18 protein-coding genes, 1 tRNA gene and 1 riboswitch are annotated in these 22,365 nt (G+C 67.4%); of the genes, 9 read left to right on the top strand and 10 right to left on the bottom strand.

All coding sequences use genetic code 11. From position 1 onward, the window contains the following. Window positions 1-434 precede the first annotated feature (434 nt). From FHU13_RS13485 to purE, 3 genes are all read right to left on the bottom strand, one after another. A complete protein-coding gene (locus FHU13_RS13485) occupies window positions 435-1,295 on the bottom strand; it encodes a tetratricopeptide repeat protein (RefSeq protein WP_183436390.1) in 861 nt (286 codons plus the stop codon). A gap of 444 nt (window positions 1,296-1,739) precedes the next feature. Next, window positions 1,740-2,852 carry a 5-(carboxyamino)imidazole ribonucleotide synthase gene (locus FHU13_RS13490; RefSeq protein ID WP_183436391.1) on the bottom strand — a complete coding sequence of 371 codons (1,113 nt, stop codon included), beginning with the start codon at window positions 2,850-2,852 and terminating at the stop codon, window positions 1,740-1,742. A 17-nt stretch (window positions 2,853-2,869) separates the two neighbouring features. Further along, window positions 2,870-3,367, bottom strand: coding sequence for a 5-(carboxyamino)imidazole ribonucleotide mutase (gene purE / locus FHU13_RS13495; RefSeq protein WP_183436392.1), 498 nt, complete (start codon window positions 3,365-3,367; stop codon window positions 2,870-2,872). Window positions 3,368-3,654: 287 nt separating this feature from the next. Between purE and FHU13_RS13500 the strand changes: the two genes are divergently transcribed. Beyond that, window positions 3,655-3,831 carry a DUF3606 domain-containing protein gene (locus FHU13_RS13500; RefSeq protein ID WP_183436393.1) on the top strand — a complete coding sequence of 59 codons (177 nt, stop codon included), beginning with the start codon at window positions 3,655-3,657 and terminating at the stop codon, window positions 3,829-3,831. Window positions 3,832-3,926: 95 nt separating this feature from the next. Here FHU13_RS13500 and FHU13_RS13505 read toward each other — a convergent pair whose 3' ends face one another. After that, the gene (locus FHU13_RS13505; RefSeq protein ID WP_017485313.1) at window positions 3,927-4,148 is read right to left on the bottom strand and encodes a YdcH family protein; all 222 of its coding nucleotides are present in this window, start codon (window positions 4,146-4,148) and stop codon (window positions 3,927-3,929) included. Window positions 4,149-4,399: 251 nt separating this feature from the next. Here FHU13_RS13505 and FHU13_RS13510 point away from each other — a divergent pair, with 251 nt between their 5' ends. Next, window positions 4,400-4,576, top strand: coding sequence for a YdcH family protein (locus FHU13_RS13510; protein ID WP_017485312.1), 177 nt, complete (start codon window positions 4,400-4,402; stop codon window positions 4,574-4,576). Window positions 4,577-4,767: 191 nt separating this feature from the next. After that, window positions 4,768-6,690, top strand: coding sequence for a propionyl-CoA synthetase (locus tag FHU13_RS13515; protein WP_183436394.1), 1,923 nt, complete (start codon window positions 4,768-4,770; stop codon window positions 6,688-6,690). A 69-nt stretch (window positions 6,691-6,759) separates the two neighbouring features. On the opposite strand, the gene FHU13_RS13520 is transcribed toward FHU13_RS13515, so the two are convergent. Next, window positions 6,760-7,419 carry a ceramidase domain-containing protein gene (locus FHU13_RS13520; protein WP_183436395.1) on the bottom strand — a complete coding sequence of 220 codons (660 nt, stop codon included), beginning with the start codon at window positions 7,417-7,419 and terminating at the stop codon, window positions 6,760-6,762. A gap of 83 nt (window positions 7,420-7,502) precedes the next feature. Between FHU13_RS13520 and xth the strand changes: the two genes are divergently transcribed. Next, the gene (gene xth / locus FHU13_RS13525) at window positions 7,503-8,297 is read left to right on the top strand and encodes an exodeoxyribonuclease III (protein WP_183436422.1); all 795 of its coding nucleotides are present in this window, start codon (window positions 7,503-7,505) and stop codon (window positions 8,295-8,297) included. 326 nt (window positions 8,298-8,623) lie between these two features. Beyond that, entirely contained in the window at window positions 8,624-9,169 is a 546-nt protein-coding gene (locus FHU13_RS13530) for a VOC family protein (RefSeq protein ID WP_246714649.1), read from the top strand. Between the two features lie 219 nt (window positions 9,170-9,388). Here FHU13_RS13530 and FHU13_RS13535 read toward each other — a convergent pair whose 3' ends face one another. From FHU13_RS13535 to FHU13_RS13550, 4 genes are all read right to left on the bottom strand, one after another. After that, entirely contained in the window at window positions 9,389-10,276 is an 888-nt protein-coding gene (locus FHU13_RS13535; RefSeq protein WP_183436396.1) for a tetratricopeptide repeat protein, read from the bottom strand. Continuing rightward, window positions 10,263-11,993: a dihydroxy-acid dehydratase gene (gene ilvD / locus FHU13_RS13540; RefSeq protein ID WP_183436397.1), complete on the bottom strand. Its 1,731-nt coding sequence runs from the start codon at window positions 11,991-11,993 to the stop codon at window positions 10,263-10,265. The genes FHU13_RS13535 and ilvD overlap by 14 nt, the downstream gene beginning before the upstream one ends. Window positions 11,994-12,493: 500 nt before the next feature. Then, on the bottom strand, window positions 12,494-13,276 hold the full coding sequence (eutC, locus tag FHU13_RS13545; protein ID WP_183436398.1) for an ethanolamine ammonia-lyase subunit EutC: 783 nt from the start codon (window positions 13,274-13,276) through the stop codon (window positions 12,494-12,496). Further along, window positions 13,273-14,655, bottom strand: coding sequence for an ethanolamine ammonia-lyase subunit EutB (locus FHU13_RS13550; protein ID WP_183436399.1), 1,383 nt, complete (start codon window positions 14,653-14,655; stop codon window positions 13,273-13,275). Before FHU13_RS13550 ends, eutC begins: the two co-directional genes overlap by 4 nt. A 638-nt stretch (window positions 14,656-15,293) precedes the next feature. Between FHU13_RS13550 and oxlT the strand changes: the two genes are divergently transcribed. Beyond that, window positions 15,294-16,592, top strand: coding sequence for an oxalate/formate MFS antiporter (oxlT, locus tag FHU13_RS13555; protein ID WP_183436400.1), 1,299 nt, complete (start codon window positions 15,294-15,296; stop codon window positions 16,590-16,592). A 6-nt stretch (window positions 16,593-16,598) separates the two neighbouring features. Then, window positions 16,599-16,676, top strand: a riboswitch (molybdenum cofactor riboswitch). A gap of 178 nt (window positions 16,677-16,854) precedes the next feature. Here the strand turns inward: oxlT and FHU13_RS13560 are convergent. Then, window positions 16,855-16,929, bottom strand: a tRNA-Val gene (locus FHU13_RS13560). A 325-nt stretch (window positions 16,930-17,254) separates the two neighbouring features. Here FHU13_RS13560 and FHU13_RS13565 point away from each other — a divergent pair. From FHU13_RS13565 to FHU13_RS13575, 3 genes are all read left to right on the top strand, one after another. Continuing rightward, a complete protein-coding gene (locus FHU13_RS13565; protein ID WP_183436401.1) occupies window positions 17,255-18,301 on the top strand; it encodes a hypothetical protein in 1,047 nt (348 codons plus the stop codon). Between the two features lie 6 nt (window positions 18,302-18,307). Then, the gene (locus FHU13_RS13570; protein WP_183436402.1) at window positions 18,308-20,485 is read left to right on the top strand and encodes a glycosyltransferase family 2 protein; all 2,178 of its coding nucleotides are present in this window, start codon (window positions 18,308-18,310) and stop codon (window positions 20,483-20,485) included. 108 nt (window positions 20,486-20,593) lie between these two features. Further along, window positions 20,594-21,898: a UDP-glucose/GDP-mannose dehydrogenase family protein gene (locus FHU13_RS13575; protein WP_183436403.1), complete on the top strand. Its 1,305-nt coding sequence runs from the start codon at window positions 20,594-20,596 to the stop codon at window positions 21,896-21,898. Window positions 21,899-22,365 lie beyond the last annotated feature (467 nt).

Here is a 22,365-nt window from a genome sequence, read left to right on the forward strand (position 1 = left end):
ATCCGATTAGGATCGCGTCGGGACCGGAGTATAGACCGGGAAACGCATTCCGCGGAGCCCCGCCCACAGATTTCAAGTCGCCCGCAACCAGAAGTCAGGCTCCCACCTGAAGCGGCCCGGATCCGTCGGCCGCCGCCGGAAGCAAAGAGAAGCACCGGCCATCGAAGAGAAAGCCACTCGCCTCCGCTCGCCTTCTCAGACGGACCGGCGATCTTCCGCCGGGACGATGCTTGAGAGCCTTGCCCAGTCAAGCGAGATCAAGCGACGACTTCAGGTCGCCGGGTCGAAAGCCTCGCTGGCGCCGAACCGGCATCCTCCCTGATGAAAATGCGCCGCAGCGCTTCGTCCTGGAACTCAGATCCAAGACGATGCGCTGGCCATGCGTTTGCGTCGACCTTGTCCGAAAGCCGGCGGCCGCATCTCGGGACGATGCTCTAGAACAGGCCACCCTGCATGCGGCCGACGCCCTGCTTGGCCACGGCGTTGTTGGGGTCGAGACGAGCCGCCTGCTGGTAGCTCTCGTTCGCCTCTTTGCGGCGATTGGTCTTCTCGTAGGCGAGCCCGCGATAGGCCCAGGACGAGGAATCCTTCGAATTGACGTTCAGCGCCGCGTTGAAGTCCTCGATCGCCTTGTCGTACTGGTTGAGGGAGATCAGACTCTGGCCACGGGCGGCGTAGGGCGCGGCGACGAAGGGGTTGCGGTCGATGGCCGCCGCGAAGTCGCCGATCGCTTCCGGGTTCTGGCCCTGCTTCTGCCGGACGAGCCCGCGGGCATGATAGGCCTCGGCCGATTCGGGCGCGAGGCGGATCGCGACGTTGAGGTCGTTCAGCGCGCCGTTGAGATCGCCCTGGGCGCGCTCCAGGTTCGCCCGGCCGATATAGGCGGCGGAGAAATTCGGATCGGTGGCGATCGCCTTCGAGAAATCCTGCATCGCCGCGTCGTTGCGGCCGGTCTGGCGGTAGGCCAGCGCCCGGTTGTTGTAGGCCGAGGCCGAATTCGGATCGAGCTGGATCGCCTTCGTGAAGTCGGAGATCGCCTCGCCGAACTGGCCGGAGCGGGCATAGGCCGCGCCGCGGGTGACGTAGGCGCCGGCATCCGACGGGTTGCGGGAGATCACGTCGCTGAGCGAGGCGATGTTGACGTTGGTGGCGCCCGTGGTGTCGGTCTCCAGCACCGCAAACTGGCGCGGGGCGGTCGCGCTGCCATAGGTCTCGCAGCCGGCCAGCGCCGCGGCCGTCAGCGCGAGGGCACCGATCAGCCTCGCCTTGCGTCCGTCCAGCGTCATCCCGATCATTTTCACGTTCTCCCCCGCGCCCGCTTGCCCGGATCTCCGCGGCGGCCCCTTGAGGCCCGGATCATCCCGTCGCGCACGCTGCCGCAACACGGTGAATGGGCGCTTAAGCGGTCTCGCAAAACATCTGCATCACCGGCGCGGGCCGCGCCTTGAGCGGAGATTTTCCGAGACGGATCCGCAAAGAGCGGGCGTGCTCGTCCGGCCGAGACCGGAGACCACGCACGGCGCTTCCGCGGACGCCCCGTCCCCTCCGCTGAAACCTCAGGATGTGGCGAAGGTGTGGCCCCCGTCATCACGCTTTCGCCGGAGGCTTCGAACCGGGTTCGACTGTCGTTTTCTGTTGCGAAGAGGCGACAGATCGAATGGTTAAGCTTTGGAACCACGCGACGGGCGCTCTTCGCGCTCTTTTCGCCGGACCGGCCCCCATCCTCGGCGGAGAGAGCTTCAGCCGAGCGGCTTGAGGCGGGTGACGTGACCCATCTTGCGGCCGGGACGGGCCTCGGCCTTGCCGTAAAGATGGAGATGGGCGCCCGGCTCCGCGAGCAGGTCGGCCCAGGCATCGGACTGGGCGCCGATGAGATTTTCCATCTCCACCGCCATGCCGCCGGTGCGAGCGGTGTCGCCGAGCGGCCAGCCGCAGACGGCGCGCACGGTCTGCGCGAATTGCGAGGTCAGCGCGCCCTCGATCGTCCAGTGCCCGGAATTGTGCACGCGGGGCGCGATCTCGTTGACGACGAGGCGGGCGGCTCCCTCGGGACCGGCAATCTCGAACATCTCCACCGCGAGCACGCCGACATAGTCCAGCGCCTCGGCGATGGCGCGGGCGATGGCGACCGCCGCGTCGCCGGTCGTCCGGGTCAGCCCTGGCGCGGGAACGCGGGTGAAGGCGAGGATGTGATCGCGGTGTTCGTTGGCGCAAGGATCGTAGGCCGCGAACGCGCCATCGGGCCCGCGGGCGGCAACCACCGAGATCTCGCGCTCGAACGGCACGAACCCTTCGAGGATGCAGGGCACGCCCTTGAACGCGGCGAGGAGGGTCGCCGGGTCGTCGCCCTCGCGGATCATGCGCTGGCCCTTGCCGTCGTAGCCGAAGCGCCGCGTCTTCAGCACGGCGGGGCGACCCAGCACCTCCAGGGCTTGGATCAGATCCTCGACCGTATCGACCGCCCGGTAGGGAGCCGTCGGGATGCCGAGCGAACTGACAAAATCCTTCTCGGAGAGGCGGTCCTGCGTGGTGAGCAGCGCCGTCGCGCTCGGATGCAGGGTCGCGTGCTCGGCCAGCACCGCGGCAGTGGCGTGGGGAATGTTCTCGAACTCGTAGGTGACGACATCGCAGGCATCGGCGAATGCGGCGAGCGCCGCCGCGTCGTCGTAGGGCGCCAGCGTGTGGGCGTGAGCCACGTCGAAGGCCGGGCTATCGGCATCGGGGGCGTAGATGTGCACTTTGAGGCCGTACTGGGCCGCCGCGAGCGCGATCATGCGGCCGAGCTGGCCGCCGCCGACGATACCGAGGGTGCCACCGGGCCGGACTCGCGGCGTGGACGTGGAAGAGGCCATGGTGCTTCGTATTGTTGTCAGGCGAGGGAGGGGTCCGGACGCTCGGCCACGGACTCGGTCTGGCGGGCGCGCCACGCGTCGAGCCGCCCGGCAAGGTCGGCATCGGTGAGAGCCAGAACGGCGGCGGCGAGCAGAGCGGCGTTGACGGCCCCGGCCCGGCCGATCGCCAGCGTTCCCACCGGGATACCGGCGGGCATCTGGACGATGGAGAGCAGGCTGTCCTGCCCCGAGAGCGCCTTCGACTCGACCGGCACGCCGAAGACCGGCAGCGGCGTCATCGCCGCCGTCATGCCGGGCAGGTGCGCCGCTCCGCCCGCGCCGGCGATCACGACCTTGAAGCCGGCCCCCCGAGCGCCCTTGGCAAAGGCCACGAGCCGGTCCGGTGTGCGGTGGGCCGAGACGATGCGGGCATCGTAGGCGATACCGAGCGCGTCCAGCGTCTCGGCGGCGTTGCGCATGGTCGCCCAGTCCGACTGGCTTCCCATGATGATCGCGACCGGGGGCGATCCCAGCATCGTCGTCTGGCCCACTAAGAGGGAGCGGGCCTGTCGGCCCACGAGAGGGCCGAATAACAGGGGCCGCCGCACCCCGGCAAGGCAGGTGGCTGGGCACGACCGAGCAAACGCGGGAAAAGCGGCTGGAGTGGTGATCGGGCGCGACGAGCCCGGGAAGGCGGCCGCCGCTCGAGGCCCGCAAAAATCCTCCCGATTCCCGGCGGATCGCCCGGAGCCGAAATCGACCGACCGCGTTGTGAAGGAAACGGCCGTCGGTGGCCGGACCCCTTACCTGAGCGAGCCTTCAAATGTCCTCCGCGGACCAGATCACGCCCGCCCGCAACACGACCCACATCGACATCCACGACAGCACGACCCGCAAGCACTGGGCCGACCTGCTTCAGGTCTCCGATGAACGCCTACGCAAGGCCGTCCGGATGGTCGGAACCCGCGTGTCCAGCGTTTCGGCCTATCTCGCCAAGTAATCCTTCTCGCCGAGCCCTCAACTTCGGAATATAGTCCGCAGGCGATAGCACGTCGGCACGAGGCCGGGAGGGTTTGATCCTCTCCCGGCCTCTTCCTATGCGATGATGTCCGGCGTGATCTGATCTTCGAGATGAGTGATCCGGTCGCGCAGGACCAGCTTGCGCTTCTTGAGCCGCTGCAACTGGAGCTGATCGACGGCGACGCTGAGCTTCAGTGCCTCGATGGCTTCGTCGAGATCCCGGTGCTCTTCCCGCAACCGACTGAGTTCCCCGGCCGGATCTGCGACCGCATCGTTGGCAACCTCGTCCGCCATCATTGCTCGAAACACATCACCGGCCTTGACCGGGGGCGACCATGCGCCAAGCTCGACCCTGGGGCAAGGCGCGCGGCCCGGTTCTCCCGCCCCGTCGGAGCTGGCAACGGTCAAGCTTAGGCCGCGCCGTCACTCCTGAAGATTTGAAATCACCTTGTTACGGACATCGCCATTTTGCCGCCGAATGGCTTCGACACGTCCGCCATCCTGTGTCAGTCTCCCCATGTCCGAAACAGTGACAGGAGCGACACCTCATGTCCTTGCAGACGCATTTGAGCCAGCTCGCCGCCAAGCACGAAGCTCTGGAGCGCGAACTTCACGACGCGATGCAATCCCTCGCCAGTGACGATCTCCGCATCGCCGAACTCAAGCGTAAGAAACTGCACCTGAAGGACGAAATCGAGCGCCTGCGCGGAGACACGCTCCACTAGCGGCGCCCCGGCCGGCCTCGCCCCGGGAGACGCCGCCGGCTGCTCTTCCTCTCCCGACTCGGACCAAGACGTCACCGCCGCCTGGGACACCAGCGCGGCGGTTCTGCTTTGAAACGACGCGCGCCGACGGAAAACCGCGCTATCATTGCCCTCGAACAGGCCGGACCAACCGGCTGCACGAGGAAACGCCGATGTCCGTCGCTCCGCACGAAGGCGCCTACGCCGCCCTCCACGCCGCCTCGCTCTCGGACAGAGAAGGCTTTTGGCTCGAGGCCGCGGCGGCGATCGATTGGGATGCCGCGCCGACCCGCGCCTTCGATCCGGAGCAAGGCGTCTACGGTCGCTGGTTTCCGGACGCCCGGCTCAATGTCTGCCGCAACGCCGTCGACCGGCACGCGGAGGGAGGGCGCGCCGACCAGGCCGCGATCATCCACGATTCGCCCGTCACCGGCACCAAGCGCACGATCACCTATCGCGAACTGCGCGACGAGGTGGCCGTCCTCGCCGGTCTCCTCGCCGACCTCGGCGTGGGCAAGGGCGATCGCGTCGTGATCTACATGCCGATGGTGCCCGAAGCCCTGTTCGGAATGCTGGCCTGCGCCCGGATCGGTGCGATCCACTCCGTGGTGTTCGGGGGGTTTGCCGCCAACGAACTCGCCGCGCGCATCGAGGACGCCGCACCCAAGGTAATCCTGGCCGCCTCCTGTGGGATCGAGCCCGCCCGCGTCGTCGCCTACAAGCCGCTGCTCGATACGGCCATCGCCCGCTCCAGCCACAAGCCGGATGCCTGCCTGATCCTGCAGCGGCCGCAGGCCGAGGCCGGCCTGATCGAGGGCCGGGACCGGGACTGGGCGGAAAGCGTCGCGCGAGGGCGCGCGGCCGGGCGCCGGGCCGAACCGGTGCCGGTCGCGGCGACCGACCCGCTCTACATCCTCTACACCTCAGGCACGACCGGGCGCCCCAAGGGCGTGGTGCGCGACAGCGGCGGCTACTGCGTCGCGCTGACATGGTCGATGGCCAATCTCTACGGCGTCGCACCCGGCGAGGTCTATTTCTGTGCCTCCGACATCGGCTGGGTGGTGGGCCACTCCTACATCGTCTACGCGCCGCTGCTGCACGGCTGCACCACGGTGCTCTACGAGGGCAAGCCGGTCGGCACGCCGGATGCCGGCGCCTTCTGGCGGGTCACCGCCGAGCACGGCGTCTGCACCTTGTTCACCGCGCCGACGGCCCTGCGGGCAATCAAGAAGGAAGATCCGCGGGCCGAGGGAATCGGTGGCTACGACCTCTCACAATTCCGCGCCCTGTTCCTGGCCGGCGAGCGGGCCGACCCGGATTCGGTCGCCTGGGCCGAGCGGGCGCTGGACCGGCCGGTGATCGACCATTGGTGGCAGACCGAGACGGGCTGGGCGATCGCCGGCAACCCGATCGGGATCGAGCGGCTACCGGTGAAGTACGGCTCCACCGCCAAGCCGATGCCGGGTTACGACCTCCACGTGCTCGACGAATCCGGCAAGCCGGTTCCTCCCGGCACGATGGGCACCATCGCCCTCCGGCTCCCGCTGCCGCCCGGCTGCCTGCCGACGCTGTGGGGCTCGGACGAGCGCTTCCGGCAGAGCTATCTCTCCACCTTCCCCGGCTCCTACGACACGTCGGATGCGGGCGTAGTGGACGCGGACGGCTACGTGACGGTGCTGGGCCGGACCGACGACATCATCAACGTCGCCGGCCACCGTCTCTCCACCGGCGGCATGGAGGCGGTGCTGGCCTCGCACCCGGACGTCGCCGAGTGCGCGGTGATCGGCATCCGCGACTCGCTCAAGGGCGAGGCGCCCTGCGGCTTCGTGGTGCTGAAAGCGGGCGTCGCCAAGGATGCGGAGACGATTGAGCGCGAGCTGGTCGCCCGGGTACGCGAGGAGATCGGCCCGGTGGCCGCCTTCAAGCTGGCGCTCACCGTGGGACGCCTGCCGAAGACGCGCTCGGGAAAAATCCTGCGCGGCACGATGAAGCGCATCGCCGACGGCGAAGACTTTTCGATGCCGCCGACCATTGAGGACCCGGCAGCGCTGGAGGAGATCGGCGACAGCCTGAAGGCGCGCGGGATCGGCGGCTGAACCGGGCCGGGGCTCTGCCCCGGCACCCCGGCAAAGGGATGATCCCTTTGCGATCCCCGGACGAGAGTCTCAGGTTCTGAACCGGGTGGCTGCGATCAGCAGGCGGTAGAGCACGGCCGCGTTCAGAACGTGCCAGACGAAATGCGTGCCGAGCGGCAGGCGCGCGCAGACGCCCGCATCGACGGTGCGGAAGGTCAGCGAGACGAGGAACAGCCCGGCGGTCACGAGCACGGAGCGGGCCGTGCCGGGCGCCCGCTTCAGGAGCACGAGGCCGACGCCGAGGAGCGCCAGGATCGCCGGGGCATAATCGATCGAGCCGTTGGTGAGGTCGGAGACGGAACGCCCGGTCAGCGCATCGAGGGCCGGCGTCAGGCCGAAGCTGAGGGCGGCAAAGGCCAGCGTGAGGGCGGTCGCCGCCGGTGGCCGGAGGCCGAAGAAGCGGGCCATGGCAAGGGCGAAGTAGCCGTAGATGAAGACGGCGATGGGGATCACGTCGGCCAGCATCGACCAGCGGTTCGCCAGGGTATGGAACAGGAACGAGCCGATCCCCACCACGAAGGTCACGGCAGCCAGAACCAGGACCGGCCCGTCGCCACGGGCGCGCCGCGCCGCGAGCCCGGCCGCGATCAGGAAGGCGGCATTCGTCAGCGCGTTGACCGGCTCGGCCCAGAAGCCGGCGTCGCCGCGCTCGCAATAGGCCCGCACCGGCTCGAACCACGACGCGTCCATGATGATCTCTCCCCGCGGTCGCCTTGCCAGGACCGCGCGAAGGCCCGATGACGAACCCCCCTTCCGGCCGAGCCCAGCGCCCCATGCGGATCACCACCTGGAACGTCAATTCGATCAAGCAGCGGGTTGGCCACCTGCTGAGCTTCCTCGACGAGGCCAAGCCCGACGTCGTCTGCCTGCAGGAGCTGAAATGCCAGGACGCGTCCTTCCCGCGGCCTGAGATCGAGGCGGCGGGCTACGCGGTCGAGACGCTGGGGCAGAAGGCGTATAACGGCGTCGCCCTGCTGGTGCGCGCGCCGCTCCAGTACACGCAGCTGCTGCGCGGCCTGCCGGGCGACGCCGAGGACGAGCAGGCGCGCTACATCGAGGCGCTGGTGCACGGCGAGGGCGTGGCGCCGGTGCGGATCGCCTCGATCTACCTGCCGAACGGCAACCCGGCGCCGGGGCCGAAATATGCCTACAAGCTCGCCTTCATGGCCCGCCTGCGGACCCATGCCCGCGGGCTGATGGCGAGTGAGGAGGCGGTGGTCCTGGCGGGCGATTTCAACGTCATCCCGGAGCCCGAGGACGCCGCCGACCCGGCCGCCTGGACGCAGGACGCGCTGTTCCTCCCCGAGACCCGCCGCGCCTTCCGCGCGCTCCTGGCCGAGGGTTTCACCGACGGCCTGCGGGCCTGCGAGCCGAGCGCCGGGCTCTACACCTTCTGGGACTATCAGGCCGGTTGCTGGCCACGGAATCAGGGCATCCGCATCGACCATCTGCTGCTCTCGCCCCAGGCCGCGGACCGCCTCGTCTCGGCTTCGGTGCAGCGCCACCTGCGCGGGCTGGAGAAGCCGTCGGACCACGTGCCGGTGACGGTGGAGCTGAGCGACGAATAACGTCTTTCACGATGCCCTTTCTCTCATGCTCCGATCGGGGCAAAGCAATTACAACATCCGATTGTAACTCTACCGAGTCAAGATCAAATCTAACCGCCTGAATTGGCAGCGTTTCTCTTGGCTCTACGACCGTTATCCAAATCTCGATCAAACCAGGGCGCCATAGCGGCTTGGTTTGAGATCGACTTTACCAGACATCACAGTGCCGCAAAACGCGTGCGCCGCACGCGTGAAAAAGGCTTCTTCTTGACGCTGGTCCTCTGCCCGATAACGGTCCTCACAGGCTGCAAGCAGACGGACCTGTCCCGCGTCGAAGGAGAAATAAGTTGAGTGGAACGGCCGACACCACCCTGCCAAGTCTAGTCGGTCTCAATCACATCGGATTGACGGTCCCCGATCTTGACGAAGCCGTCGACTTTTTCGCTAAAGTTCTCAGCTGCCCCAAGATCCTGGCGTTTGGACCGATTGCCGACGATCAGGGAACCTTTATGACCGATGCTCTCGGCGTGCATCCAAGAGCCCGCATCGAGCGCGTTGCGATGATCCGCACAGGTCATGGCTCGAATATCGAACTGTTCGAATATTCCGCGCCGGATCAGGAACATCTTAAGCCGCGCAACAGCGATATCGGCGCATTCCATCTCGGGCTTTACGTCCGAGATATCGAAGCAGCGAAAGCCTTCCTCGATGCGCAGGGCGTGGCGACCCGTATGGGACCTATCGTCATCAACGAGGGTCCGATAGCCGGGCAGGCCATACTCTATTTTAGCACACCATGGGGTCTGCAACTAGAAATCATAAGCTACCCTGAAGGCATGGCTTACGAAGCTGGAGCGGAGATCCTGCTGTGGGACCCGCGCGCGAAAACGTGAACAGATCTTTCGCAACGGCAAGCGCTGCGACGGATCCCTACGAATACTTTGGCTAGAGCGCTTTCCGACGAAGTGGATGCCGGTTCGTCGAAGAAAGCGCGTCAAAATCCGACCTGATTGCATCAGGTCGGATACGGCTCTGGAGGAGGCTTCGGCGGGGTCCGCAGGGTGCGGGCATGTCTCTGGCACGAACCCCGGATTGCGACAGTACGCGCTCCGTCACCGCCGCCGCCGGGTCGAGCCCGTGGACAGCGATTGCGCCTGTGCCATCGCGTCGGCCCGGTCGGCCTCGCTCGCCGAGTCCCAGGCCTTGTCGTAGAGACTGACAATCCAGGCATCCGCCGCGCCCTGCGCGCCGGTGCGGGCGATGGCGAGCCAGGTCAGCCCCTTGACGGTCTGGCGCTGCACGCCGGTGCCGTTGACGAGCATGTCGCCGAGCAGCGCCTGGGCCGGGCGATGCCCCTTCTCGGCGGCGAGGTTGAACCAGCGCGCGGCCTTGCGCGGATCCTGCTCGACGCCGGTGCCGTCGAGATAGAGCCGGGCGAGGTTGTACTGCGCGTTGGGGTCGCCGAAATACGACGCCGCGTAGTTGAACATGTCGTAGGCACGCTCGGCGTTCGGGCGCACGTAGGTGCCCTTGATCCCCTCCAGGAAGTAGGTGCCCAGCGCGTTGAAGGCGCTCGCCACCACGCCGGAATTCGGCGTGTCGGGCGAGTCGTCGGTGTTGTCGTCGGCAATCCGCGAAAAGTACTCGAACGCCTTGAGGTCGTCATGGGGCACGCCGTCGCCGTCCGCGTACATGCGGCCGAGCTTCCACAGCGCCAGGGTCTGGCCCTGGTCGGCGGCGTATTCGAGCGCCCGCACGGCGCCCTGCTTGTCGCCCGCGTTGTAGTCGCGCACGCCCGAGCGCAGGGCGTCGCGGCCCGAACGGTACCCCTTCTCGGGCACCGGCGTGCGGGCGGTGGCGTCGAGCGCCGTGCCGGGATCGACGGCAGCGATCGCCAGCGAGAATCCCAGAAATCCAGCGAGCAGACCCGCGCGGAGCCGACCCAGATCGACCCCGGCCGGCCGCGTGGGCCGGAGAGGGACGGTCCTAGATGTCGGCATAGCTCTGCGTCTCCCTGGCGCCGCCCGGATGGGTCACGGCGCCGTTCACCGCAGGCCCGACGGTCTGCGCATATTTCCAGAGGTAACCGGAGGTCGCGGAGTTGCCCCGCGGCGTCCACGCGGCCCGGCGCTGGGCCAGTTCCTCGTCGGAGAGCGCCACGTCGAGCGTGCCCTTGATTGCATCCAGTGTGATGATGTCGCCGTCGCGCAGCAGGCCGATCGGGCCGCCGATGGCGGCTTCGGGGCCGACATGGCCGACGCAGAAGCCGCGGGTCGCGCCGGAGAAGCGCCCGTCGGTGATCAGCGCCACCTTATCACCCATGCCCTGACCGTAGAGGGCGGCGGTGGTCGAGAGCATCTCGCGCATGCCGGGGCCTCCCTTCGGGCCCTCGTAGCGGATGACCAGAACTTCGCCGGGCTTGTAGGTGCGGTTCTGCACCGCCTCGAAACAGGCCTCCTCGCCGTCGAAGACGCGGGCCGGGCCGGTGAACACCTGTTTCTCGGCCGGCATACCGGCGACCTTCACGATGGCGCCCTCGGGGGCGAGGTTGCCCTTGAGGCCGACCACGCCGCCAGTGACGGTGATCGGTTGATCGGCGGGGCGCACCACGTCCTGATCTGGATTCCAAGCGACCTTGGCGAGGTTTTCCGCGATGGTCCGGCCGGTGACGGTGAGGCAGTCGCCGTGCAGGTAGCCGTGGTCGAGCAGCGTCTTCATCAGCAGCGGGATGCCACCGACCTCGAACATGTCCTTGGCCACGTAGCGCCCGCCGGGCTTGAGATCGGCGATGTAAGGGGTCTTGCGGAAGATCTCGGCGACGTCGAACAGGGTGAACTCGATGCCGCATTCATGCGCGATCGCCGGCAGGTGCAGGGCCGCGTTGGTCGAGCCGCCGGAGGCTGCCACGGTCGCGGCGGCGTTCTCGAGCGCCTTGCGGGTGACGATGTCGCGCGGACGGATGTTCTTGGCGATCAGTTCCATCACCTTCTCGCCGGCCGCAGCGCAGAATTGGTCGCGGATCTCGTAGGGCGCGGGGGCGCCGGCCGAGTAGGGCAGCGCGAGGCCGATCGCCTCGGAGACCGTGGCCATGGTGTTGGCGGTGAACTGCGCGCCGCAGGCGCCGGCCGAGGGACAGGCCACCCGCTCCAGCTCGTCGAGGTCATCGAGGCTCATGTCGCCGACGGCGACCTTGCCGACGGCCTCGAACAGATCCTGCACGGTGACCGGCCGACCGCGGAACGAGCCGGGCAGGATCGAACCGCCGTAGATGAAGATCGAGGGCACGTTGAGGCGCACCATGGCCATCATCATGCCGGGCAGGGACTTGTCGCAGCCGGCCAGCCCCACGAGGGCATCGTAAGAGTGACCGCGGATCGTCAGCTCGACCGAATCGGCGATGACCTCGCGGGACGGCAGCGAGGCGCGCATGCCGCCATGGCCCATGGCGATGCCGTCGGTGACGGTGATGGTGCAGAACTCGCGCGGGGTGCCGCGGGCGGCGGCAACGCCCTTCTTCACGGCCTGCGCCTGGCGCATCAGCGAGATGTTGCAGGGCGCGGCCTCGTTCCAGCACGAGGCGACGCCGACCAGCGGCTGATGGATCTGCTCGGTGGTCAGGCCCATGGCGTAGAGGTACGAGCGGTGGGGTGCGCGCTCGGGCCCTTCCGTCACGTGCCGGCTCGGCAGCTTCGACTTGTCGGTCTGACGCGCGTCCATCGCTGTTCTCGTGCCCCGGTCCCGTTACGCCCCCGAGGCCCACCCGACCCGTTACGGTCCAGCGCGGGAAAACGTCCTTCGACGTCCTCGAAACTCTGCGGTAAAGCGTTGGAGCGACAGCGTTTACCGCGACCCCGGAAGTCGTCCCGGTTTATGGTGGGATTGCGGCGCTCAAAGGCACAGCTCAAGGCAAAGTCTGGTTGCTTTCGCGGTGTGTCGGGGCCGCAACAGCCGAGCTTACGCCAAGTCCGGGAAGACTTCGCACGGTCAACGTGCATCGAGGCTCACGCGGTCCCGCGGAGGACGGATTTTTCAGTCCGAATTCCGGATGTACTTGCACCCGAAATGCGAGATGTGCTGGCGGCCAACGGCCATGGGCACCGCCGCAGATCAGTATCCGCAGCGATCCCTCTCAACGATAGCCAAGTGCCCCAGCTTTCAGCGCTGCGCGAGGCGGCGCATCCTTTCGGGATGACGCTGCCGAGCCTCGTCGAACAGGCTCAGCCCGCGCTGATCGCAAGATCGGGTGCGCTCGCCTCGATCAGCCGGTCGCTCTCATCCTTCAGGTTCACGCCCGTCAGCCCGCGGGCGAAGGCCTGGGTCAGGAGCCAGTTCAGCTTGAACGCGGCGAGTTCGAAGCTGAGGCCGGCGGGCCGGACATTCGAGATGCAGTTCCGCTCCGCATCCGAGCGCCCGGGCTTGGGATCGAAGGTGACATAGAGGCCGAGGCTGTCGGGCGAGGACAGGCCGGGGCGCTCGCCGATCACCACCACCACTGCGCGGGCCCTCAGCGCCGCACCGGCCGCATCCCCCAGCGCGACCCGGGCTTGGGTCGCGATCACCACCGGGGCGAGGCGCCAGCCGGCCCGCTCCGCATGGGGCTTGAAGGCGGCGAGCAGGGCGGCGGCGCCCTCGTGCACCGCGCGCGCCGACAGGCCGTCGGCCACGACGAGGGCGAGATCAACGGGCTCGGCTGCGGAATCGGCGAGGGCCTTCAAACTCTCCGGCGAGAGGCGGCGCCCGTAATCGGGGCGGCGCAGATAGGTCGCACGATCCTCCGCACCGGAGGTCACGGTCACGGTCGGCAAGTCCAGGGCCCCGATGGCCTCCGCGATCGCGGAGGCATCCATCGGCGTATGCACGGCGTCCCGCGCCTGGGCGTGGGCAAGGCCGAATTTCAGCACCTCGCGGGTCGGCAAACCGGCCCCGGCGCGGCCGAGGCCGATCCGGGCGGGGGTGAGGCGGGCGAGCCGCTGCCAGAGATCGTCTCTCGCGGTGCTCATGCGGCGAGCTCCGGCGCGGCGGTGAGCAACCGGGCCTCGGCCCCGCCGGGCAGGAGGGCGCCGCTCGCGTCGGTGAGGCCGATGCGGGCGAGCCATTCCTCGAATTCGGGCGCTCGCCTCAGGCCCAGCACCTCGCGGATGTAGAGCTGATCGTGGAACGAGGTGGACTGGTAGTTCAGCATCACGTCGTCGGCGCCGGGAATGCCCATCACGTAGGTGCAGCCGGCCGCCCCGAGCAGGGTCAGCAGCGTGTCCATGTCGTCCTGATCGGCCTCGGCATGGTTGGTGTAGCAGACGTCGACCCCGAGCGGCACGCCCATCAGCTTGCCGCAGAAATGATCCTCCAGCCCGGCACGGATGATCTCCTTGCCGTCGTAGAGGTATTCCGGCCCGATGAAGCCGACAACGGTGTTGACGAGGAGCGGGCGGTAGCGCCGGGCGACGGCGTAGGCGCGGGCCTCCAGGGTCTGCTGGTCGATGCCGTGATGGGCATCCGCCGAGAGCGCTGAACCCTGGCCGGTCTCGAAATACATCACGTTGTCGCCGAGCGTCCCGCGCTTGAGCGCGAGCGCCGCCTCGTGGGCCTCCTGCAGGATCGGCAGCGTGACGCCGAAGCTCGCATTGGCCCGCTGCGTCCCCGCGATCGACTGGAACACGAGATCGACCGGCAGGCCGCGGTTCATCGCGTCGAGCGTGGTGGTGACGTGGGTGAGCACGCAGGCCTGCGTCGGGATCTCGAGCCGGCCGATGATGCCGTCGAACAGGCGCAGCAGCGTCCCCATCGTCTGGATCGAATCGGAGACCGGGTTGATGCCGATCACCGCATCGCCGCAGCCATAGGCGAGACCGTCGAGGATCGAGGCGGTGACGCCCGCCGGATCGTCGGTCGGATGGTTGGGCTGGAGCCGCACCGCGAGCGTGCCGGGCAGGCCGATCGTGTTGCGAAACCGCGTGACCACGCGACATTTCCGAGCGACCAGAATCAGATCCTGGTTGCGCATGATCTTGCTGACCGCCGCGGCGATCTCCGGTGTCACGCCGGGGGCGATTCGCGCCAGCGTCTCGGAGGAGGCGGTGAGCAGGAACTCGCGAAAGTCCCCGACCGTCAGAGCGGCGATCTCGGCAAACGCCGTCTCGTCGTGGTCGTCGAGAATCAGGCGGGTGACGTCGTCCTCCTCGTACGGGATCAGCGGACGCGCCAGGATCTCCTTGAGCGGCACCTCGGCCAGGCACCAGCGCGCGGCCATGTTCTCCTCGGCCGTTTCGGCGGCAATCCCCGCGAGGCAGTCGCCGGAGCGCACCGGGGTCGCCTTCGCCATCAGCGTCGCCAGATCGGCGAAAACGTGGGTTCGGGGACCGACGGTGTGGCGGTAGGGCATCGATTGGCTCCTTGGCCTCGCCCGACAGGATGCAACGATCGAGCGACCTGTCGAGGTGATTTCCTGCGAGGTGGACTTGTGCGGCGAACGAGCGTCCGCTTCCGCTGCGCGCCCGCAAGCAAGAACGGCGCCCGGCCGGGACGGCGACCAAGCTCGCGAGGGCGGAGCGTCCCGAGATCTGGCTATCTTTCCGGGATGCCAGCGTAACGGCGCCGAGACCTCCTCAACTCACAAAGCTCTGCGCAAGACGGCCCGAAGACGTTGCCGCAGAGCGTACCACCGGACCTGTCGCCCTTGGGATAGAGGCGTCGATCGTTTCATCGGCGCGGTCGTGTCGAACCCACCTTCGTCCATGCCGGAGCCCGACGCGTTCTCCGGCGGATGAGGCGGTTTTCCGTGGGGTTCCGGGTTTTCATCCTTCCGCTTTCCCACTTTCGTGTCAGATTGCGCATTATTTCGCTTGCCTGCATGCCTGGCATACCAAATAATGCATACCAATGCTCTGGAGGAGACGGGCCCTCGGATCCGACAGGCAGAGGAAGGAATCGCAACGCCCTGCACTGACGACTTTTCAAGCGCACCACGCCAATTCTACACAACAAGCCTTCACGTCTGTGCAGGCACGAGGGAGCACGCTCATGGCACTATCGTCCACTGCCCCGGATCGCCCGGTCGTATCGTCGAACCGATGGCTTCAAATCGTCCTCGGTGTGATCTGCATGGTGGCCGCGGCCAACATTCAGTACGCCTGGACCCTGTTCGTTCCTGAGATCCAGAAGACCTTCGGCTGGGATCGCGCCGCGATTCAGGTCGCCTTCACGATCTTCGTCGTCGTCCAGACCTGGCTGACACCGATCGAAGGCTACTTCATCGACAAGTACGGCCCGAGCCGTGTCGTGATGTTCGGCGGCCTGATGACCGGCGCGGCCTGGGTGATGAACTCCTACGCGACCTCGCTGACCGGCTTCTACATCGGCTCGATCCTCGGCGGCATCGGCGTCGGCTGCGTCTACGCCACCTGCATCAACAACGCCCTGAAGTGGTTTCCGGACAAGCGCGGCCTCGCTGTCGGTCTCACGGCGGGCGGCTACGGCGCGGGCTCGGCGCTGACGATCATCCCGATCGCCAAGATGATCGATGCCGGCAGCTACGCCCAGGCGTTCTTCACCTTCGGCCTGATCCAGGGCACCGTCATCATCCTGGCCTCCATCTTCATGCGCTCGCCGGCCAAGGACGAGGTCAAGTTCTCGACCAAGGTGCTGCAGACCCGCCGCGACTACACCCTCGGTGAGGCGCTGCGTACGCCGGTCTTCTACGTCATGCTGCTGATGTTCACCTGCACGGTGACCGGCGGCCTGATGGCGGTGGCTCAGCTCGGCGTCATCGCGACCGACCTCGGCGTGAAGAACTTCCAGGTGAACCTGTACTTCTTCGCCATGGCAGCGCTGCCGTTCGCCCTGATGCTGGACCGCGTCATGAACGGCATCTCGCGTCCGCTCTTCGGCTTCATCTCCGACCGGATCGGCCGTGAGAAGACGATGTTCATCGCCTTCGCGATGGAAGGCATCGGCATCGTGGCGCTCGGCTACTTCGGCTCGAACCCCTGGGCCTTCGTGATCCTGTCGGGCATCGTGTTCCTGGCCTGGGGCGAGGTCTACTCGCTGTTCAGCGCCACGGCCGCCGACACCTTCGGCTCGAAGCATATCGGCAAGATCTACGGCGTCCTCTACTGCGCCAAGGGCTTTGCCGCGCTGTTCGTGCCGGTCGGGAACCTGATCATGCAGGCGACGGGCACCTGGTCGACGGTGCTCTACACGGTGGCGACGATGGACCTGATCGCGGCGGCACTCGCCATCGCCGTGCTGCGGCCAATGCTGAAGCAGCACCACCTCTCCAACAACGCGGCGGTGCCGAACGCGGCGCTGGCCCACGCCTGATCGGGCGCATCCGATCCTGCGGGATCGGATGCCGGGCAATGAGAGGGCCCCGCCGGAAACGGCGGGGCTTTCCTTTTTTGAAAAGGGGCGACGCCCGCTCGGGCACAAGACCTCATCCGGCGGAGCATTCCTCTCCGCGGCACACGTGGCGGCATCGGCACAACACGTTGCGGCGGCCCCGCGAACCGATGGATCATCCGGCCAAAGAAAAAGGCCCCGTTTCCGGAGCCTTGGTCTCATCGTCCATCCCGTTTGGCGGAGATGGTGGGCGCGACAGGGATCGAACCTGTGACCCCTACCATGTCAAGGTAGTGCTCTCCCGCTGAGCTACGCGCCCTGGCAGATCTTCCGGGTGGCCCCGGCGTCCTGCGAGGCCGCGGCTATAGCCGGTGCCGGTCGGCTCCGCAAGCGGGACGTTGGCGGAATCTGACAGCATTTGCCGAAACGCGCGGGCGCTGCCGTCGCAACGCCGTCCCCATTGCGCGCGAGCGGCAAAAATCGGCTAAGAGTGCGCCGCGGAACACGTGGCCGCCGTGCTCCTGCGGTGCCGTCACGGCCGCACCACGTCGGCCGAGAGGCAGCGCGCGTGGCAACGCGGCAGGCGCGTTAGGCGTAGAGACCGAACGTACGGACCAGCACGGGACCGAGGACGGCAAGCAAGGATGCGGTTTCTCCTATCGTCCGACGAGGGCGACGTGATCCGGGGCTGGGTGGTGCCGGACAACCCCCAGGCGATCAGTCGTGTCTCCGTCTGCATCGAGGGGCGCCGGGTAGCGGAGGTCTCGGCGATCCATGCCGACCAGAACTTCGTCAAGTTCGGCTGGCACGCGACCGGACAGTGCCACTTCGAGATCCGCGAGACCGACGTGCCGGGACTCGCCGGGATCGAGCGGCTCGAGATCTACGACGTCGACACCAATGTGCTGATCTACCGGCGGCTGCCGCGCGAGGGCCTGACCGACAAGAAGGTCATCCTGCTCAACGGCCATATCCGCCCGGAAACGGTGATCCAGACCGCGCTCTACCCCTATTTCCGGCAATCGTATTTCGGAATCGGCCGGTTCCCGGATGAGATCCTGCGCGCGATGTTCGACACCGTCACGCTCGATTCCTCCCTGATGGCCGGCTCGATCATCTTCCCGCGCTACGAGGGGCACTTCGTCCAGAGCGGCGCGCTCACCATGCTGCTCGTCCACGATCCCTTCGTGGAATTGGCGAGCCGGCTGTACTGGCTGCGCGAGCGGGCGAGCATCGCCGCCAATGCGGAGCAGCACTGGCGCCTCGGCAACCTCGTCGAGGCGGCAGCCTTCACCCTCGATTACGATTTCACCGACGTGAAGAGCCTGAAGCGGCTGTTCCGAATGATGCCGGAGCGGGCCTATCACCTGCTCTACAACCCCCTCACTCGCCAACTCAGCACCCACGTGCCGGAGGACCGGCTGATGCCGGCGAGCTCGATCATCGCGGTCGAGGTCCTGTCGCGCATCGACGTCGTCGGCCACCGCGACTACTTCGAGGCGTTCATGGCTTCGGTGTTCCACCACATCGGGATCGAAGCCCCACTGCCGCTGCCGCTGCCGATTCCCAACGAGACACTGGCGCTCGCCGAATTGTTGCGCGGGATGCGCTTCGCCCGCGACATGGTCGTCTACGACACGGTGCTGAGCGATGCGGTGCGGGCCTCCGTCTCGAAGAACTGGGAGGTCTGAGGAGCGATGTCGGAGCAGGCCGGCCCCCACATCACGCTCAGGCCGGCGCTCACGTCGATGCGCGCGAGCCGGGCGCTCCCGGTGACGGGCACGGACGGAGCCGAGCTGCTCATCGACCTCGCCGGTGCGGGCCTCGGCGGGGCCTGGGTCAACGTGACGTGGCGCGATGCCGGCAGCGGCGGCATCGCCCGCGCCCTCCTCAGCGCTGTCTCGGATGACGGCAAGGGGGCGGCCCTGATCGAGGAGCCGCTCGGCGGTGACGCCTTCGCCTGGACCGGCCTGCTGCCACCGGATGTCGCGAGCTTACGCCTGACGGCCCTGTCGCGGACCGATCCCTTCCGGTTGCGTGACCTCACCATCCGCCGCCGCGGGCGCCTCGGCATCGTGGCGCGGGCGGGACTCCGCCAGCCCGGCCTCACGGCACAGGCGGTCTACTGGCGCGTCCTCGGACTGAAAGTCCGCGCCCGCGGGATGGTCGCGCGCTCGCTCGCGCACCGGCCTGAGACCGGCTACGCCGCCTGGATCGCCCGTTTCGACCATCTCACGACGGCCGAGCGCGCGCGGATCCGCGCCGAGATCGCGGGCTGGGAGGCACCGCCGCTCATTTCGGTCCTGATGCCGGTGCACGATCCCGATCCGCGCGTGCTGGAGGCTGCGATCCGCTCAGTGCGGAGTCAGCTCTACCCGGCCTGGGAACTCTGCATCGCCGACGACGCCTCCACCGATCCGCGCATCCCGCGGCTGATCGCGCGCCACGCGGCCGAGGAACCGCGCATCCGCTCTGTGCGCCGGCCGGAGAACGGCCACATTGCCCGAGCGACCAACGACGCCCTGAGCCTTGCGAGCGGCCCCTACGCCGCCTTCCTCGACCATGACGACCTCCTCTCCGAGAACGCCCTGTTCGAGGTGGCCGCCGCCATCCGGGCCGATTCGGACCTGGAGCTAATCTACAGCGACGAGGACAAGGTCGATGGCCGCGGCCGCCGCTTCGAGCCGCATTTCAAGTCGGGCTATGACCGCGAATTGCTGTGGGCCCAGAACTACGTGAACCATCTCTGCGTGGTTCGCACGGAGACGCTGCGCCGGCTCGGCGGCCTGCGGCCCGGCTTCGAGGGGAGCCAGGATCACGATCTGCTTCTGCGCCTGACCGAGGGGCTCGACGGCAATCGCGTCCGCCACATTCCCAAGGTGCTCTATCACTGGCGGGCGGCGGCCGGCTCCGGCACCTTCTCGGATCGGGCCCTGGCTCGGGCCGAGGATGCGCGTCTGCAGGCCCTGGCCGAAGTCGCGGAGCGCCGGGGCGCGCGCGCCGAACGGGGAATGCAAGGCTTCAACCGGCTGGTACGGCCTCTGCCCGAACCGCCTCCCCTGGTTTCGGTGATCATCCCGACCCGCGATCGGGCGGAACTGCTCGGCGTGGTCCTCGACGGGCTGTTCGCGCGCACCGACTACCCGGCCCTGGAGGTCATTGTCGTCGATAACGGCAGCGCCGAGCCGGCGACACGGGACCTGTTCGCGCGCTACGCCGCCGATCCGCGCTTCCGCGTGCTACCCGCGCCGGGCCCATTCAACTTCTCGGAACTGTCGAACCGCGGAGCGGCGGCGGCGCGGGGCACGATCCTGCTGTTCCTCAACAACGACATCGAGGTGCTGGAGCCGGGCTGGCTCACCGAACTCGCTTCGATCGCGAGCGACCCGGAGATCGGCGCGGTCGGCGCAAAACTCCTCTACCCCGACGGTACGATCCAGCATGGCGGGATCGTGCTCGGGATCGGCGGAATTGCTGGCCACAGCCATCTCGGTCTGCCGGACCGCGAGCCCGGCTACTTCGCGCGGATGGTGCTGTCGCAGGAGGTTTCGGCGGTGACCGGCGCCTGCCTCGCGACGCGCGCGCAAGTCTTTTCCGAAGTCGGCGGCTTCGATGCCGTCGGTCTCGCCGTGGCCTTCAACGACGTCGACCTGTGCCTCAAGATCCGCACGGCCGGCTACCGCATCGTCTGGACGCCGCATGCCCGCCTCGTCCATCACGAATCGAAGAGCCGGGGGGCCGAGGACACACCGGAGAAGCGCGCTCGGTTCGAGACCGAATCACGCGTGATGCGCGAGCGCTGGGAGCCGGTGCTGCGGGCCGATCCCTACTACAACCCGAATCTTTCTCGCGCGGCGGCGCATTACCGGCTGTAGATCGACCGCGGGACGATGGCATCGGACGGCGGCTTGCGCGCGCACCGAACCGGGCTACACTGCACTGCAACAAACCGGAAGTGATCCGGCGCCCCGGCGGAGACATCGATGCGCATCGCGATGATAGGCTCGGGCTATGTCGGCTTGGTGTCGGGCGCGTGTCTCGCCGATTTCGGCCACGAGGTCGTCTGCGTCGACAAGGATCCGGCCAAGATCGCCGCCCTCAACGAAGGCCGCATGCCGATCTACGAGCCCGGCCTCGACACGCTCGTCGCCGAGAACGTCCGCCAGAAGCGCCTCGGCTTCTCCACCGACCTCAAACCCGCCGTCGCCAACGCCCAGGCCGTGTTCATCGCCGTGGGCACGCCATCGCGGCGCGGCGACGGCTTTGCCGACCTCTCCTATGTCTACGCCGCCGCCCGAGAGATCGCCCAGGCGCTCACCGGCTACGCCGTCGTGGTCACCAAATCGACCGTGCCGGTCGGCACCGGCGACGAAGTCGAGCGCATCCTGCGCGAGGCCCGCCCCGACCTCGAGGTCGGTGTCGCCTCCAACCCCGAGTTCCTGCGCGAGGGCGCCGCCATCGGCGACTTCAAGCGCCCCGACCGCATCGTCATCGGCGCCGAGGACGCCCGCGCGGCCGCCGTCATGCAGGAGGTCTACCGCCCGCTCTACCTCAACGCCGCCCCGATCCTGCTCACCGGACGGCGCACGGCCGAATTGACCAAGTACGCCGCCAACGCCTTCCTCGCCACCAAGATCACCTTCATCAACGAGATCGCCGATCTGTGCGAGCAGGTCGGCGCCAACGTGCAGGAGGTCGCCCGCGGCATCGGGCTGGACAACCGCATCGGGGCCAAGTTCCTGCATGCGGGGCCGGGCTATGGCGGCTCGTGCTTTCCCAAGGACACGCTGGCTCTGGTGAAGACGGCGCAGGATTACGGCACGCCGGTGCGGATCGTGGAGACGGTGGTGGCGGTCAACGATCAGCGCAAGCGGGCGATGGCGCGCAAGGTGATCGCGGCCTGCGGCGGGTCGGTGCGCGGCAAGCGGGTGGCGCTTTTGGGTCTGACGTTCAAGCCGAACACCGACGACATGCGCGATGCGCCCTCTCTGTCGATCATCGCCGGCTTGCAGGATGCGGGTGCGCAGATCGTCGCCTACGATCCGGAAGGCATGGAGCAGGCGCGGCCGCTGCTGCAGGGAGTGGCTTACGCCGAGGACGCCTATGCCTGCGCGGAGGGGGCGGACGCTCTGGTGATCGTGACGGAGTGGAACGCGTTCCGGGCTCTGGATCTGGCGCGGCTGAAGGCACTGATGGCCGCCCCCGTCCTCGTCGATCTGCGAAACGTCTACGCGCCCGCGGAGGTCGAACGGCACGGCTTCGCCTATGCCGGCATCGGGATTGCGTGATGGCGGGCTTCGATCCGCCATCTGTCGGACGCGATTCTTGAAGCCACCTCAACTGAAGAGCGGGAGAGCTGCAACTTGCAGGCGCAACAACCCAGCAGCTCTCGTCGAAATCGATCTCATAGGAAGAGCGCAAAAATTCGTTTAAAACGCATCGCAATATTCGCAAGATCTTCGCCACTCCGATGGCGAAATGTTGGCAATTTTCGAACTCGCCCCGACGACCACGACTGATATTTGTTGGTATCGGCATTTCGCCGCTTTTCGGCCATCAATGATTCACTGATGAATACGTGCCACACAATCTCCCAATCTCTCTGGATTAAGGGAGAGGTTGCAGCCAAGCGGGTTGGACGGTCCTGTCGGTCAGATTAAGAGTGTCTCTTAAAACCTCCGGTCGTCGGCCGCCCGCCTTCGGGCGCCATGGGGAAGCCGAGGTTTCACGAGACATTCGCGGTGCGGGCGAAACG

It is taken from the genome of Methylobacterium sp. R2-1, from assembly GCF_014191355.1.
Lineage (GTDB): Bacteria > Pseudomonadota > Alphaproteobacteria > Rhizobiales > Beijerinckiaceae > Methylobacterium.